Source organism: Microvirga rosea (assembly GCF_020595095.1).
GTDB lineage: Bacteria > Pseudomonadota > Alphaproteobacteria > Rhizobiales > Beijerinckiaceae > Microvirga > Microvirga rosea.
Genome location: NZ_JAJDOP010000002.1, coordinates 723384 through 737202 on the forward strand (window position 1 = coordinate 723384; position 13819 = coordinate 737202).

Genomic DNA, 13819 nt, shown 5'->3' on the forward strand with positions numbered 1-13819 from the left:
CGACATGTCTCTCAAGCGCCTGGGTCTCGCAGCCCTCCTTTCCCTCGCCACTCTGCCGGCCGTTGCGCAGCAGACGCAGACGATCCGCATCGGCGCGACGCCGGGACCGCATGCGCAGATCCTTGAAGCGGTGAAGCCGATAGCCGCCAAGAAGGGCTTGGACCTAAAGATCGTCGAGTTCTCCGATTATGTCGTGCCCAACGCCGCCCTCGCGTCCGGCGAGCTGGAAGCGAACTCGTTCCAGCATCAGCCCTATCTCGATAACCAGAAGGCCGACCGTGGCTATAAGATCGAGACCGTGGCGCAGACGGTGAACTTTCCGATCGGAATCTACTCCAAGAAGCACAAGGCTTTCGATGCCCTGCCGAGCGGCGCCACTGTCGCCATCCCCAATGACCCCACCAATGGCGGACGCGCGCTCCTGCTCCTGCAAGACAAGGGCTTGCTGAAACTCAAGGACGGCGTCGGCTTCAAACCGACCATCCTTGATATCACGGACAATGCGAAGAAGCTGAAATTCGTCGAAATCGACGCCGCGCAGGCTCCCCGCGTGCTCGATGACGTGGATGCCGCGGTGATCAACACCAATTATGCCACGCAGGCTGGCCTCGATCCGGTGAAGGACGCCTTGACCCGCGAAAACCCCAAGGGTCCCTATGTAAACATCATCGCCGTGCGCGCCGAGGACAAGGACAAGCCTTGGGTCAAGGCCCTGGTCGAGTCGTACCATACGCCGGAAGTGAAGAAGTTCGTCGAAGAGACATTCAAGGGCGCCGTCCTGACGAGCTGGTAATTCGATTCTCTTTCCTCCCAAGACTGAGCCGGGCCTTGCGCCCGGCTTTTTTATGCGGCTCCCGCCCAGAGAAACGCCCTTGTCATGAGACCGAAAGGCGACGTGAGAAGACCGTTTGAAAACTTGAGAGGGTGGCGTTTAAGGAGGTCCGTCAACCGTTTCGTCAGGGATGGCTCGTGATCCGAGAACCACAATCCCCGAAAGATGAAAGGCATCAGCGATTGGACATCAGGCGATGCAAGCGGCCCGTCCCATCGATAAGTCGAAGCCGGATCGCGAAGGCCTATGAGGATGTTGTAGGTTTCATCGGAGAGAAGAACGTTCTTGGTGTAAATACGCCCAAAAGCTCTCATGTCCTTATCCGATACGAGAATATTCGCATGCTGACAGGCGAGAGGAAACTCCAATGTAACGGCTGCCTTCCAAAACGCTTCCGGAACTATCTCTTGGGTCAAGGACGGATCGGGGAAGTAAGCCCAAGTCGCCGCGCCCATATCGTCGATGTTTGTCACTCGTTTGAAGCCGCCCCAGAGCAGACTGAGCCGATCGTGGATGCCTCGATCGTTTGTAACGCGGTAAATCTCCACGCCGGCCGCTGCGAGGGCATGCACATGGTTCTGCGCTTCGAATGACTTCGGATCGAGCCATGAGCGGTAATACCCGTTTCTGCCATCAGGCAGCGTCAAGAAATACCGGTCGAATTCCCAGAGTCCCGCCGTCAGATCATGGCAGTATGAACCGAACTCGTCAGCAAGGGGATCGGTCGAATACAGTTCATTGGCGAAGCTGGCGATCGGCAATGAGACAAGACCGGTCACCGTGACATCCGTGATGCGCCTCGTGACCCCATGCACGGGCCAGGGCGAGCCCCAAGAACGGACAACGCGATCCTGCACCTCATCCTTGCGGCCTGTCCGATCATCTCTCAATGCCATGATTTGACGAGCCGCATCGACGAACAATGTACGAAAACGCTCTTGGCCTGTTGCTTTCCAAAGAATAATCGCCGCGCGTCCTACGTAGGACCAGGTCCAAGCAAATACCTGCCCTCGGTCTTCAAGTGCGGGAAGTCCCTTCGCAGACGGATCGAGTATCTGGGCGATATGCTTCCTCAATGCATCAAAGAGCACATCAAGATGTGGCTTGGCGGCGGAAAAACTTCCAAGGTCGACCGGATCCGGAACGTTGTCCGAACTATCGAGCAGCTCTTCTATCTCTTTGCGCGGCACACTTTGCCCAGACGCAAGCGTCGTCCAGGCAGAGATGTAGCGTTCATAGAGATTTCGCTCATTTGCTACTGCACGATGCATCATCATGACAAAAGGCAGAGGCAGCGTTTTCAATACCGCGCGGCGCGTGAAACGATATGATGTTTGCTTTAGCAAGCTCAACGTCAGGTTCTCTAGAAGACTCACCCTTCCGCACAGAAAAAGACTCATCCTTCCGTACAGTAAAAGACAAATTCTCCGCTGATAACGCCGCCCACCTCCATTCGTTCACAGATGGAAGCAGCTTGACAATCCGACCGTACTCTCTTGATCTTGGTGACAATATAAGCCGGCTCATATTCGGCACGAGGAGGAAACACCGTGCGCCTACCGATTTTCGTTTTGACCGCCATGACTGGCCTTTGTGCGGCTCCCCTGGCCGCACAAGCGCAGGCCCCGCTGACGGTCTACTGCTCCATTCTGGAAGAACAGTGCCGCGTCGGTGTTGCGGCCTTCGAGAAGGCAAGTGGCGCCAAGGTCACGATGGTCCGCAAGAGCACCGGTGAAACGCTGGCTCAGATCCGGGCGGAAGCCTCGAATCCACGGGCTGACGTGTGGTGGGGCGGCCCCGGTGACTCGCACATCCAGGCCGCGGAGGAAGGACTGACGGCGCAGTACAAATCTCCCATGCTGCCCCAGCTTTACGATTGGGCGGCGCGCTTTGCGGAGCAGGCGGGCTACCGCTCAACCGGGACTTATCTCGGCGCATTGGGCATCGGATACAACACCAAGGTTCTCGCCAGTCGCAATCTGCCGGAGCCGAAATGCTGGGCCGATCTTCTCGATCCGAAATATCACGACGAGGTCCAGGTCTCAGACCCCAATTCCTCCGGCACCGCCTATGTGTTCCTCGCAACGCTCGTGCAGCTCATGGGCGAGGACAAAGCGTTCGAGTACATGAAGGCTCTGCACAAGAACATCAACCAGTACACCAAATCCGGCGCCGCTCCGGTGAAGGCCGTCGCTCTGGGCGAAACCGCCATCGGAATTGCCTTCATGCACGACATGGTGACGATGATCGCAGACGGGGCTCCGGTAAAGACCATCGCTCCTTGTGAAGGAACCGGCTACGAGACGGGCTCCGTTTCCATCGTCAAGGGCGGCAAGAATGCGGAAACGGCTCAGAAATTCGTCGACTGGGCCTTGTCCGCCGAAGCACAGAAACTCGTCGGTGCGGACCTGAAGATCTATTCGATCCCGTCGAACAAGGAAGCTCCGATCTCCCCCGATGCGCCGAAGCTGTCGGAGATGAAATTGATCAGCTACGACACGGCAAAATACGGATCGGTTTCCGAGCGTACCCGTCTTCTCAAGAAGTGGGACGCGGAAGTCAAATCCGCGCCGAAATAGACGTTTCTGGACAAGTCACGAGGCATGGGACCACGCGCAGTCCCATGCCTTTATTTTTGCCGCGGCGGCCTGAGATCCTGCCCCGCCGTGAGCAGCGTTCCCGATCTCTTTGCGGTTACCGCCTCCAGCAGCGCACGAGCGGTATTGCGCATTTCCTCTTGCACCGCGAGGTCGCGGTCCAGCTCCTCGTGGCTCGTCGCATAGGGCTGCCAATAGCCGATATAGCGATCGAGTTCCGCCGCCGGCCCCGCAGGGATGAGATCCATGTCGACAAGCCAATCCGCCAGGCTGCGGCGCAGGGTCTCGACACCGGCCGCATCGCCATGCGTCACGACGGAGAACATGCGGCCGGCAAGGTGCTTTGGATAGTCCCACCCGGCCAGTTCGATATCCTTCGCCTTTTTGGCGTCCTTTCCGTGCGTTCGCGTCGGATCGGGATTCCCCCCATCCGCGCAGACAAGACGGTCCATCATCAGCTTTAACGGGGACGTTGCCTGGTACCAGTTGACGGGCGTGACGATCATGATGCCGTGCGCCTCCACCCATTTTGGGTAAATCTCGTTCATCCAATCCTGGGTTTGCCCCAGGGAGTAGTTGGGATAGCAGGAGCAAGGCCAATGGCAGAGCGCTGCAGCAGTGGAAAAGCAGGCCTTGCACGGGTGAATGTGCCGTCCGTATTCCGACGCCAAACGGCTCAGCTCCAGAACCTCTACGGTAACATGAGGCACCGCCTCGAAGACCTCGCGCGCCAAGGTGACGAGACGATAGCTCTTGGACATTTCGCTCGGACACGTATGTTCGCTGCGAGAAGAGGCGCAAATCAGAAGAAGGCGCGTCGGGCCGCCCCGATCCTCATGCCGCCGCTGCGCAGCATGAATTGCCTCCTGCGCCGCAATCCAGTCGACAGCGAGATCGTAATCCGGATCTGCGAAGCCCGCGCCCGCTTTTCGGGTCCGCGGGCTCTTGCGGGAATGGGAGTAGGCGTCCCATGCTGCCGCGACGATGCGATCGAGTTCGTCTGACAGCGGATCGAAGGCCGGGTCCTGAAACTGATTGAGGAAACGTCTGCGGAACTCGTCTTCGCTCAATGTGGGGTCTGGCGTTCCCCGGCGCGGTTCTGGTGTAGGCAAGACGCGCTCCTCGATGAATCCGGCAGTGGAATGGAGGCCACTTTCCGTTTGTTCCCAGGATATCTTACCTGAATTGGGCGCCGTTCAAGAATGCGCCAAGTCGGATGTGAGCGCTGCGACATCACGAATGATCCAGGCATCGACAGGAGCGGCCCTGCCCCGCACGTTGGCGGTCTGGCGCTCATGCCCGTCCAGGGACAATCCGGCGAGATTGGCGAGCTCCGCCGAAATCACCAGAGCGGCATTGAGCTCCTTCGCCAAGCCCTCAAGGCGGCTGGCGGCATTGATCGTATCCCCGACCGCCGTCAAACCCATGGCTTGGCCGTAACCCATCTCGCCGATGATGGCCGAGCCGGCATGAAGGCTCACCACGACCCGGAGGGGCCTCTCCAACTCGCTTGCATAAAGGCGGTTGAGCTGATCCACCCCCTCGAAAATATTCAAGGCCGCTGCGAAGGCCTGCTTGGTCGCACTTTCGGGCGTATCGGCAAGCCCGAACAGGGCCAAGGCACCATCGCCGATGAATTTGTCGAGGTGGCCACCGGCGGTTTCGATCGCATGTCCGACGGTCTCGAAATAACGGTTGAGGAGAAACACCGTATCGAAGGGAAGGCGGTTCTCCGTCAGGCGGGTAAATCCCCGTAAATCGCAGAACAGGACTGCGATTTCACGCTCCTGTCCCCTTCCCGTGTGGCCGAGATCGGAACGTCTGGATCGTCCGGCATGGGCCGAGGAAAGAACCGGGATAACGGACAGATCGTGGGTCGGTCTGAGCTGGCAGGCAAGGCGGACATCAGGAGCCGCCTTGATCCTTCGAAGGGTCGCGGCCTCCTGCGCCGTCGGTTCCGGCTGCGCTTCCAAGCCGCGGACGACACGGATCCGACAGGTGGAACACCGCCCCCGCCCGCCACAGGCGGATTGATGCGGGATACCGCCGACGCGGCTTGCCTCGAGGACGGTGAAGCCCTGGGGAACGGAGATGGCATCGATCCCCGGATAGGTGACCAGCACCTGTCTGGCACGGTTGCGATAGGTGCGGAATGCCCGTGCCAGAAGAGCCGCGCCGACAGATCCCGAGAAGGCGAGGTAGAGGCCTTGCCGGATATCAAGGAGCAACGCGGCATCCTCGGCCGTCGGAGACGTCTCCGGGAATCGCGTCGGATCGGCGCTGATATCCATTCCGCCTTCCGCGAAGCCGAGCAGCGCCAAGACGGGGACCAAAAGGGCTCCCGAAAAAAGGAGCAGTGAATACCGCGGGAACCAATCCTTGGACCGCAGCCAGAAAGACACGCCGAGGCAGCCGTGCAGCCAGGCAACCAGAAGCGCCACGGTTTGCCTCGCGCCATTGGCGGGAGCCACAACCCAGAGCCCCCGCAGCACATCCGGATAGCCGACCTCCAGGCCGGTCACCGAGAGTTCGATGCGCGTGCCGACCACATGCGGGATCAGCAGAAACGGCAAGGACAGCCCCAGGGCCAGCTGCGCGGCCTCCTTCAAAGGCATGCGCAAGGTCTCGTGCCGGTAAAGCGCCAAGAGCGCCAGACTGAAATGCACCAGCAGAGATCCATAGAGCAGAACCGTGCCGACCGGGTTGCGCCACAGGAGATTGAACACGTGGCGCCCCTGCTCCATCGCCGCAATGGACAGGAGCCCGAGGGCGTGGTTCGTGAAATGCGTCACGAGAAACGCAAGAAGAACGAGGCCGGTCGTAAGCCGAACCTCACGCAGACCTGCTCTGCGCGGTAGGGCGTTTGAAGCGGCAGGGGGTTGGCGTGTCGAATCCATCGAACACTGATCCCTCAAAGCTATACAATATTCCAGTCCGCCCGGGCTTCCATCACAGGCTCTTGATGGCCGCCCGCCCCTTCCCTTGCCAAGTATGAACAGGGAATCACACGTCCTAAGGCTGCCATCCCCCAAAGGTGCACTATCTAAGGTCGTGGTTGTTCCCATCGGGCGTCCTGCCGCCCATGAAGCAATGGAGAGTATTTTTGCCTCGCCTTGTCGTTGTTTCCAATCGCGTCGCCATTCCCGATCCGACCGGTAAAGGCTCGGCCGGAGGTCTTGCTGTCGCCCTGCGGGAAGCATTTCAGGCTTATCAAGGTCTCTGGTTCGGCTGGAGCGGCCGGGTTTCCAGTCATCCGTCGCCCGAGCCGAAGATGGTGGACAAGGGCAATGTCCACTATGCCCTCATGGACCTCACCTCCATCGACCGGCAGGAATATTACAACGGTTTCGCGAACCGGGCCCTTTGGCCCAATATGCATTACCGTCTCGGTCTGTCGGAGTTCTCCCGCGCGGATTATGCCGGCTACCTGCGCGTCAATCGAAGCTTTGCCAATGCGCTGGTCCGGATGATCCGGCCGGACGATCTGATCTGGGTTCATGATTACCACCTGATCCCCCTGGCGGCGGAACTGCGGGCCTTGGGCGTCACGAACCGGCTCGGCTATTTCCACCACATCCCTTGGCCCGCACCCGAGGTCTTCGGGACCCTTCCGGGGAGCCGTGAGCTGCTGCGTTCGATCGCGGACTACGATCTCGTGGGCGTCCAGACGGATCTCGATGCGGACAACCTGCGCCGTGCCATCATGCAGGAGGTGGGCGCGACACCGCAGGGCAGCGATGTCCTTGTTCTCAACGGTCATCGAACGCGCGTGAAGGGTTTTCCGATCGGGATCGACGTCAAGGGTTTCCAGCAGGTCGCCCGCAGGGCGCCGGCGCACCGGGTGGTGACGCAGACCCTGGCGAGCCTCGGATCGCGCAGCCTCATCATCGGCGTCGATAGGCTCGACTACTCGAAAGGCATCCCAGAGCGGATGGAATCCTTCGAGCGGTTTCTCGTCAGCAATCCTGACCAGCGTGGACGCGTCACGTTTCTGCAGATTGCGCCGACAAGCCGTAGCGAAGTTCCTGAATATGCCTCCTTAAGCCGCACGGCGAGCGAAACCCTGGGACGTATCAACGGGACATTGGGCGAACCCGGCTGGGTCCCCATTCACTATGTGACTTCGGCCTATCCTCGTTCGGTGCTCGCGAGCCTCTACAAGATTGCGCGTGTCGGGTTGGTGACGCCCATGCGGGACGGCATGAACCTGGTTGCGAAGGAATATGTGGCCGCCCAGGATCCGAATGACCCGGGTGTGCTCGTGCTCTCCAAGTTCGCCGGAGCGGCCCATCAGCTCACCGATGCTCTGATCGTGAATCCCAATGACAAGTTCGAGGTCGCTGAGGCAATCCGCGAAGCGCTCCACATGGATCTGGATGAGCGCAAGGCACGCTGGCAGCGCATGATGAAAACGATCCAGGACTATGACGTCTCCTGGTGGGCGGATGCATTCCTCAAGGATCTCAGCGGCTATACGGGAACAAGCAAAGCCCGAAACCGCGTGCGGATCGGCGGATAAATCCGGTTGATCGCCTGTTGATCACGCGGCGCGCAGGCATCGCTCAAGTGCCTGCGCGAGATGATCGGCGGGTATATCTCATGAATGCAGGGCCTGAACCGGCTCATCTGGACAGGTTGAGGCCACCTGCTCAAGATGCGCACGGTGGCATGCCATCTTCTCGGCGGACCCATCATGTGCACCGGCAAGGGAGCAGCGGCATGATTTTCATGGTGGAAGGGCGGCGATCCCTATGAGCCTTCTCGCCAACCTGTCCTGGGGATCGGTCTATTTCGCCTCGGAGTGGCTCATCCGCCTCGCGATGCTCATCGTCGTTCCGTTCCGGCGCTCTCCGGAAGCCGCGAAAGGATGGCTCCTCTTCGTGTTCTTCCTTCCCTGGCCGGCTTTGGTGCTCTACCACATCATCGGGCGCCCCAATTACCCCCGCTGGCGCCGGGAGCGCTTTGCACGGCTTCCTGTCGTCTTCAAGGGCGTCGCAGACCGTGTCCGAGCTTTGACCGAACGCCAGGAGCCGGAGCTTCCGGAGAATTTGAAGCAGGCCGCGACGCTGATTCAAAATCTGGGCCGCTTCCCCAGTGTGGATGGAAACAGCGTGGAATTGCTGTGCTCCTACGACGAGTCGATCAACCGATTGATCGCGGATATCGACAGAGCCACCGGGCACGTTCACCTGCTTTTTTACATTTTCGCGGACGACCGCACCGGATGGAGCGTGATCGACGCCCTGGCGCATGCAGTCGAAAGAGGGGTGACATGCCGCGTCCTGATCGATGCGCTCGGCTCCCGGGCATGGGCTCCTCGCGTGGTCGATGCGCTGAGGCAACGTGGTGTGGCGGTGCGGCTCGTCCTTCCGGTCACCCTGCTGCGCCGCAAGTCCGCGCGCGCGGATCTTCGCAATCATCGCAAGATCGCCGTCATCGACGGCATGATCGGCTATGTCGGCTCCCAGAACATCGTCGACGCCGACTTCCGGCCGGGCATTACAAACCAGGAGCTCGTAGTCCGCGCGACCGGTCCTGTCATTCTCGAACTGCAGGGCGTGTTCGTGGCGGACTGGTTTCTTGAGACACAAGAGATTCTCCACACGCCGGACCTGTTTCCGACACCCGCGCATACAGGCCACGTGGTGGCGCAGGTTCTTCCAAGCGGGCCGGATTATCCGGAGGCCAGCGTGGGGCGCCTGATCGAGGCGATGGTTCACGGCGCCCGTCGGCGCGTCGTGATCACAACCCCATACTTCATCCCGAATGAAGGCCTGCTGCACGCTCTCGGAACAGCGGTCCTGCGGGGCGTCGAGGTTCATCTGGTCTTGTCGAAACCCGCGGATCAGCTGCTCGTCAGCCTCGCCCAGCGCTCCTACTACGCGGAACTGCTCGGGGCCGGGATCCGTATTCATCTGTATCGGGACAAGCTTCTGCATGCCAAGCACATGAGCGTCGACCGCCGTGTCTCGCTCATCGGCTCCAGCAATGTGGACATGCGCTCGTTCACCCTGAATTCCGAGGTCAGCCTGATCCTCTTCGACCGGGAGGTGAACGCGGAGCTTCGCACCGAGCAGGAGCGCTATTTTGCATCCAGCGAAGAGCTTTCCCTCGATACATGGAAAGCCCGCTCCCTCGCGTCCAAAACCATCGAGAACATCGCCAGATTGGTCAGTCCTCTGCTATGAGCCGGAACCCAAGGAAACGCGTGAACCTGTTTTCTTGGGTTCAAGATCTATGGAAAGAACTTTCCTGAATCCTGATCCTTGTCACTGGATCAGGAAATCACTGGCCGAAAGGTGAATGCCTGCCTTTACCTGCGCAAATTTCACCGCCCCATAGGCCATATCGGAGCCGTCCTTGTCGTAGAAGAGACTGCCGCTCTTACGATCGTAAAGGATCCGGTCATCTGCAGCGAGCGCCTTGGTGCCGAGCCGGAACTCGTCCTTGCCCAGAAGGCCCTTGCCGATATTGCCGAAGATCTTTCCCGAGAGCTGAATTGTGTCGTCAGCAGTTTTGAAATCGAGGATGCGGTCAATATTGCTCTTGCTGAGCTTCGTCGTGAAGGCGAACACGTCATCGCCTGCTCCGCCCTTCAGCTTGTCCCTGCCGAGACCTCCGTTGAGCTGATCGTCGCCCGCTCCACCGATCAAGGTATCGGATTTCTTGCCGCCTTTCAGAACTTGGGATGCGGTTTGGTCCGCGGCAACAGACCTGTCGCCTTGGCTGACCGCAATGGCAGTGCCAGTGACCGTAACAATCAAGTGAACGTCGAGAGAGGCTCCCTTGGGGTCGCTTGCACGCACGACAAGGTCAAAGGATTTATCCCCTGCCTCGAAAGCCTTATCGACGACGAGTTGATCACCCTGGATGCGAAAATGATGGCCGGGATTAGTAGCGAGGAAATACCCGAGCGTGTCTCCATCCGGATCGACCCCACTGAGATGGCCGACGAGGGCGCCGGGCTTGGCTCGCGCGTCGATACTCGTCGTATCCAGGCTGACGGAGGTCGGTGCAGAGTTGGTCGTCGAAGTCAGCGCAACTGTACGGTCAGCGAACTGCGCGTATTCAATGCCGATCAGCAGGTCAGAGCCGTCGTTCAGGCCGGTGCGGTTATCCATGATCGTGTAGCTGCCATCAGCCTGCTTACGAATGGTGTAATCGGCGAAGTTCCCGCTGTACGCAGAGACATCGACACCGAAGCCTCCGGAAAGGGAGTCGTTCCCTGCGGCTCCGGTGAGCAGGTCATCACCGTTATTACCCTCGAGAAGATCGTTCCCCCCAGCGCCGTTCAGAGAGTTCGCGTCATCGCTTCCATACAGGCGATCCTGCAAGGGACTTCCGGTCAGGTTCTCGACGTTGCGAATCGTATCCCACGCACTATCAGACGTCTTCTGCTCGTCGGTGGCCCTCAGATCCACGAAGACCTGACGACGAAACTGAATTGTATCGATCCCCTCGCCGCCATCGATGACATGGGTGCCGCTCCCGATATGGAAGGTTTCAGAGGCTGCGCCGCCTAAAGCGACATCATCACCACTGTAAAGATAGATATCTCCCGTCAGGCTGCCACCTCGTCCATCATAAACGTCGTTGCCGTAGCCGAGGAGCACGGACCCCTTGATGAGTCCTGAATTGATGACAGTATTTCTTCCGTGAGCGCTGCCGAAGATTGCTTCACCGCCTGTAGCTTCGATCACGCCGGTGTTAGTGATCGTCAGGGACGCTGTGCCGAGGTCGGTCAGATAGGTCCAAATGCCGTGATCTCCCGTGATCTTACCCGAATTGTTGATCACAGTCTGGGCCGTCGTGATGAAAATGCCGGCGTCCTCTCCCGAGATCGTCCCCGCATTGTTCACAGTCGCACTGAGTTCATCGAAGCTGTCCCCAAGGAACAGCCCCTCCACTCCGGATACACTCCCGGACTGCCCAACTGAGAGCATCCCGCTCATCGAAATCCCAATGCCTTGAGCACTGTGAACTCGGCCGTCGATGAACAGATTGACCCATCCAGAGGCATTGATGCCATCTGCCGAATAGCCTGAGGCCCGGATTTCGGCACCCTCTGCCAGAAGAACCACGTCCCTGTCGGCAATCTGGAGCGCATGCTCATAATCCGCCGTGGTTGGCGGGAGGGGGTTAGACGGATCGACGACATAGACGGTCACGGGCAGCTCCACCAAATTTCTATTTAAAGTTATATCATAACAATAGACTTGACAATAAAATCCCCTGTCTCGTTTCGCAAACAAAAAAGCCCCGGAGTTTCCTCCGGGGCTTCCGTAAAGTCAGCGCTGTTCGGCTGGACTTAGAAGTCCATGCCGCCCATGCCGCCGCCCGGCATTGCCGGAGCGGATTCCTTGCGGGGCAGCTCGGCGACCATGGCTTCGGTCGTCACGAGCAGGCCGGCGACCGAGGCCGCGTCCTGGAGAGCCGTGCGCACGACCTTCGCCGGATCGACGATACCGGCCTTGAGCATGTCGACATACTCTTCCGTCTGGGCGTTGAAGCCGAAGGTGTCGGACTTGTTCTCGTTGATCTTGCCGACAACGATCGAACCTTCCACACCGGCGTTCTCGACGATCTGACGGATCGGAGCCTCGAGAGCGCGCAGGACGATGTTGATACCCGCCTTCACGTCAGCGTTGTCGCTGACGAGCTTCGAAACGGCAACCTTCGCACGGAGCAGAGCCGTGCCGCCGCCGGGAACGATACCTTCCTCGACCGCCGCGCGGGTGGCGTTCAGAGCGTCGTCCACGCGATCCTTCTTCTCCTTGACCTCGACTTCGGTGGCGCCGCCGACGCGGATCACCGCCACGCCGCCCGCCAGCTTCGCCAGGCGCTCCTGGAGCTTCTCACGGTCGTAGTCCGAGGTGGTCTCCTCGATCTGCGCCTTGATCTGGCCGACACGGGCTTCGATGTCGTTCTTCGAGCCGGCGCCGTCGATGATCGTGGTGTTTTCCTTCTCGATGCGAACGCGCTTGGCGCGGCCGAGCATGTTGAGGGTCACGTTCTCGAGCTTGATGCCGAGATCTTCGGAGATGGTCTGGCCGGCGGTGAGGATGGCGATGTCCTCGAGCATGGCCTTGCGGCGGTCGCCGAAGCCGGGAGCCTTGACGGCGGCGATCTTCAGGCCACCGCGCAGCTTGTTGACCACGAGGGTGGCGAGAGCCTCGCCTTCCACGTCCTCGGCGATGATCAGCAGCGGCTTGCCGGTCTGAACAACAGCCTCGAGGATCGGCAGCATGGTCTGGAGCGACGAGAGCTTCTTCTCGTGGATGAGGATGTAGGGATCCTCGAGCTCAGCCACCATCTTCTCAGCGTTGGTGATGAAGTAGGGCGAGAGATAGCCGCGGTCGAACTGCATGCCCTCGACCACGTCGAGCTCGGTTTCGGCGGTCTTGGCTTCCTCGACGGTGATGACACCCTCGTTGCCGACCTTCTGCATGGCATGGGCGATCATCTCGCCAATGGAGGCATCCCCGTTCGCGGAAATCGTGCCGACCTGGGCGACCTCGTCGGAGGACTTCACCTTCTTGGCGCGAGCCTGGATGTCCTTCACAGCTTCGGCAGCCGCGAGGTCGATGCCGCGCTTGAGGTCCATGGGGTTCATGCCGGCGGCCACGGCCTTGGCGCCCTCGCGAACGATCGCCTGGGCCAGAACCGTCGCCGTCGTCGTGCCGTCACCGGCGATGTCGTTGGTCTTCGAGGCGACCTCGCGGACCATCTGGGCGCCCATGTTCTCGAACTTGTCAGCAAGCTCGATTTCCTTGGCGACGGTAACGCCGTCCTTGGTGATGCGCGGGGCGCCGAACGACTTCTCGATCACCACGTTACGGCCCTTCGGGCCGAGGGTCACCTTCACCGCGTCGGCGAGAATGTCGACACCGCGCAGCATCTTTTCGCGGGCGTCGGAGGAAAACTTTACGTCTTTGGCAGCCATGGGCTTTGCCTCCAGTTAAATGGAAAACGAATGGAGAGAAGGACGGCCGCTTACTGCGCGACGACGCCCATGATGTCGGATTCCTTCATGATCAGGAGATCCTGACCGTCGATACGCACTTCCGTGCCGGACCACTTGCCGAACAGCACGCGATCGCCGGCCTTCACGTCGAGAGCGACGACCTTGCCATTCTCGTCACGGGCGCCCGGGCCGACGGCGACGACTTCGCCCTCTTGCGGCTTTTCCTTGGCGGTGTCCGGGATGATGATGCCGCCCTTCGTCTTCTCTTCGCTCTCAAGGCGGCGGACGACGACGCGGTCGTGCAACGGACGGAACTTCATGGAACTTCCTCTTTGACTGTTAGCGTAGCCCCCAATGGCCACGTCCTGGTCTGGCGCTGTTAGCACTGTCAGACGTCGAGTGCTAACGCTGGCCGCGAGATAAGCA

At 59.9% G+C, this 13819-nt stretch carries 10 protein-coding genes; 4 read left to right on the plus strand and 6 right to left on the minus strand.

What is annotated here, in order from left to right:
• The first annotated feature begins 4 nt into the window (after positions 1 to 4).
• Positions 5 to 793 carry a MetQ/NlpA family ABC transporter substrate-binding protein gene (locus tag LJD17_RS07825; RefSeq protein ID WP_227383584.1) on the plus strand — a complete coding sequence of 263 codons (789 nt, stop codon included), beginning with the start codon at positions 5 to 7 and terminating at the stop codon, positions 791 to 793.
• A 50-nt stretch (positions 794 to 843) separates the two neighbouring features.
• On the opposite strand, the gene LJD17_RS07830 is transcribed toward LJD17_RS07825, so the two are convergent.
• Positions 844 to 2232 carry a hypothetical protein gene (locus LJD17_RS07830; RefSeq protein ID WP_227383585.1) on the minus strand — a complete coding sequence of 463 codons (1389 nt, stop codon included), beginning with the start codon at positions 2230 to 2232 and terminating at the stop codon, positions 844 to 846.
• 150 nt (positions 2233 to 2382) lie between these two features.
• Between LJD17_RS07830 and LJD17_RS07835 the strand changes: the two genes are divergently transcribed.
• Positions 2383 to 3411 (plus strand): ABC transporter substrate-binding protein, encoded by a 1029-nt coding sequence (locus LJD17_RS07835; protein ID WP_406600770.1) that lies wholly within the window; start codon positions 2383 to 2385, stop codon positions 3409 to 3411.
• 50 nt (positions 3412 to 3461) lie between these two features.
• Here the strand turns inward: LJD17_RS07835 and LJD17_RS07840 are convergent, their stop codons facing one another.
• Together LJD17_RS07840 and LJD17_RS07845 are read right to left on the minus strand one after the other, a co-directional pair.
• Positions 3462 to 4541: a flavodoxin family protein gene (locus LJD17_RS07840; RefSeq protein ID WP_227383586.1), complete on the minus strand. Its 1080-nt coding sequence runs from the start codon at positions 4539 to 4541 to the stop codon at positions 3462 to 3464.
• Between the two features lie 84 nt (positions 4542 to 4625).
• Entirely contained in the window at positions 4626 to 6326 is a 1701-nt protein-coding gene (locus LJD17_RS07845) for an adenylate/guanylate cyclase domain-containing protein (RefSeq protein ID WP_227383587.1), read from the minus strand.
• Positions 6327 to 6532: 206 nt separating this feature from the next.
• On the opposite strand from LJD17_RS07845, the gene LJD17_RS07850 reads away from it, so the two are divergent.
• Positions 6533 to 7948 carry an alpha,alpha-trehalose-phosphate synthase (UDP-forming) gene (locus LJD17_RS07850; RefSeq protein ID WP_227383588.1) on the plus strand — a complete coding sequence of 472 codons (1416 nt, stop codon included), beginning with the start codon at positions 6533 to 6535 and terminating at the stop codon, positions 7946 to 7948.
• A gap of 232 nt (positions 7949 to 8180) precedes the next feature.
• On the plus strand, positions 8181 to 9617 hold the full coding sequence (gene cls, locus LJD17_RS07855) for a cardiolipin synthase (RefSeq protein WP_227383589.1): 1437 nt from the start codon (positions 8181 to 8183) through the stop codon (positions 9615 to 9617).
• 81 nt (positions 9618 to 9698) lie between these two features.
• Here cls and LJD17_RS07860 read toward each other — a convergent pair whose 3' ends face one another.
• The 3 genes from LJD17_RS07860 to groES form a co-directional block, all read right to left on the minus strand.
• Positions 9699 to 11597: a calcium-binding protein gene (locus tag LJD17_RS07860; protein WP_227383590.1), complete on the minus strand. Its 1899-nt coding sequence runs from the start codon at positions 11595 to 11597 to the stop codon at positions 9699 to 9701.
• A gap of 140 nt (positions 11598 to 11737) precedes the next feature.
• Positions 11738 to 13372, minus strand: coding sequence for a chaperonin GroEL (groL, locus tag LJD17_RS07865; RefSeq protein ID WP_227383591.1), 1635 nt, complete (start codon positions 13370 to 13372; stop codon positions 11738 to 11740).
• Positions 13373 to 13422: 50 nt separating this feature from the next.
• The gene (gene groES, locus LJD17_RS07870) at positions 13423 to 13713 is read right to left on the minus strand and encodes a co-chaperone GroES (protein ID WP_227383592.1); all 291 of its coding nucleotides are present in this window, start codon (positions 13711 to 13713) and stop codon (positions 13423 to 13425) included.
• Positions 13714 to 13819 lie beyond the last annotated feature (106 nt).

Excerpts from the sequence above, each read along its gene's own strand:
- LJD17_RS07825 (WP_227383584.1), top strand. The coding sequence starts at position 5 with ATGTCTCTCAAGCGCCTGGGTCTCGCAGCCCTCCTTTCCCTCGCCACT.
- LJD17_RS07845 (WP_227383587.1), bottom strand. The coding sequence starts at position 6,326 with ATGGATTCGACACGCCAACCCCCTGCCGCTTCAAACGCCCTACCGCGC.
- groES (WP_227383592.1), bottom strand. The coding sequence starts at position 13,713 with ATGAAGTTCCGTCCGTTGCACGACCGCGTCGTCGTCCGCCGCCTTGAG.
- LJD17_RS07830 (WP_227383585.1), bottom strand. The coding sequence starts at position 2,232 with ATGAGTCTTTTTCTGTGCGGAAGGGTGAGTCTTCTAGAGAACCTGACG.
- groL (WP_227383591.1), bottom strand. The coding sequence starts at position 13,372 with ATGGCTGCCAAAGACGTAAAGTTTTCCTCCGACGCCCGCGAAAAGATG.
- cls (WP_227383589.1), top strand. The coding sequence starts at position 8,181 with ATGAGCCTTCTCGCCAACCTGTCCTGGGGATCGGTCTATTTCGCCTCG.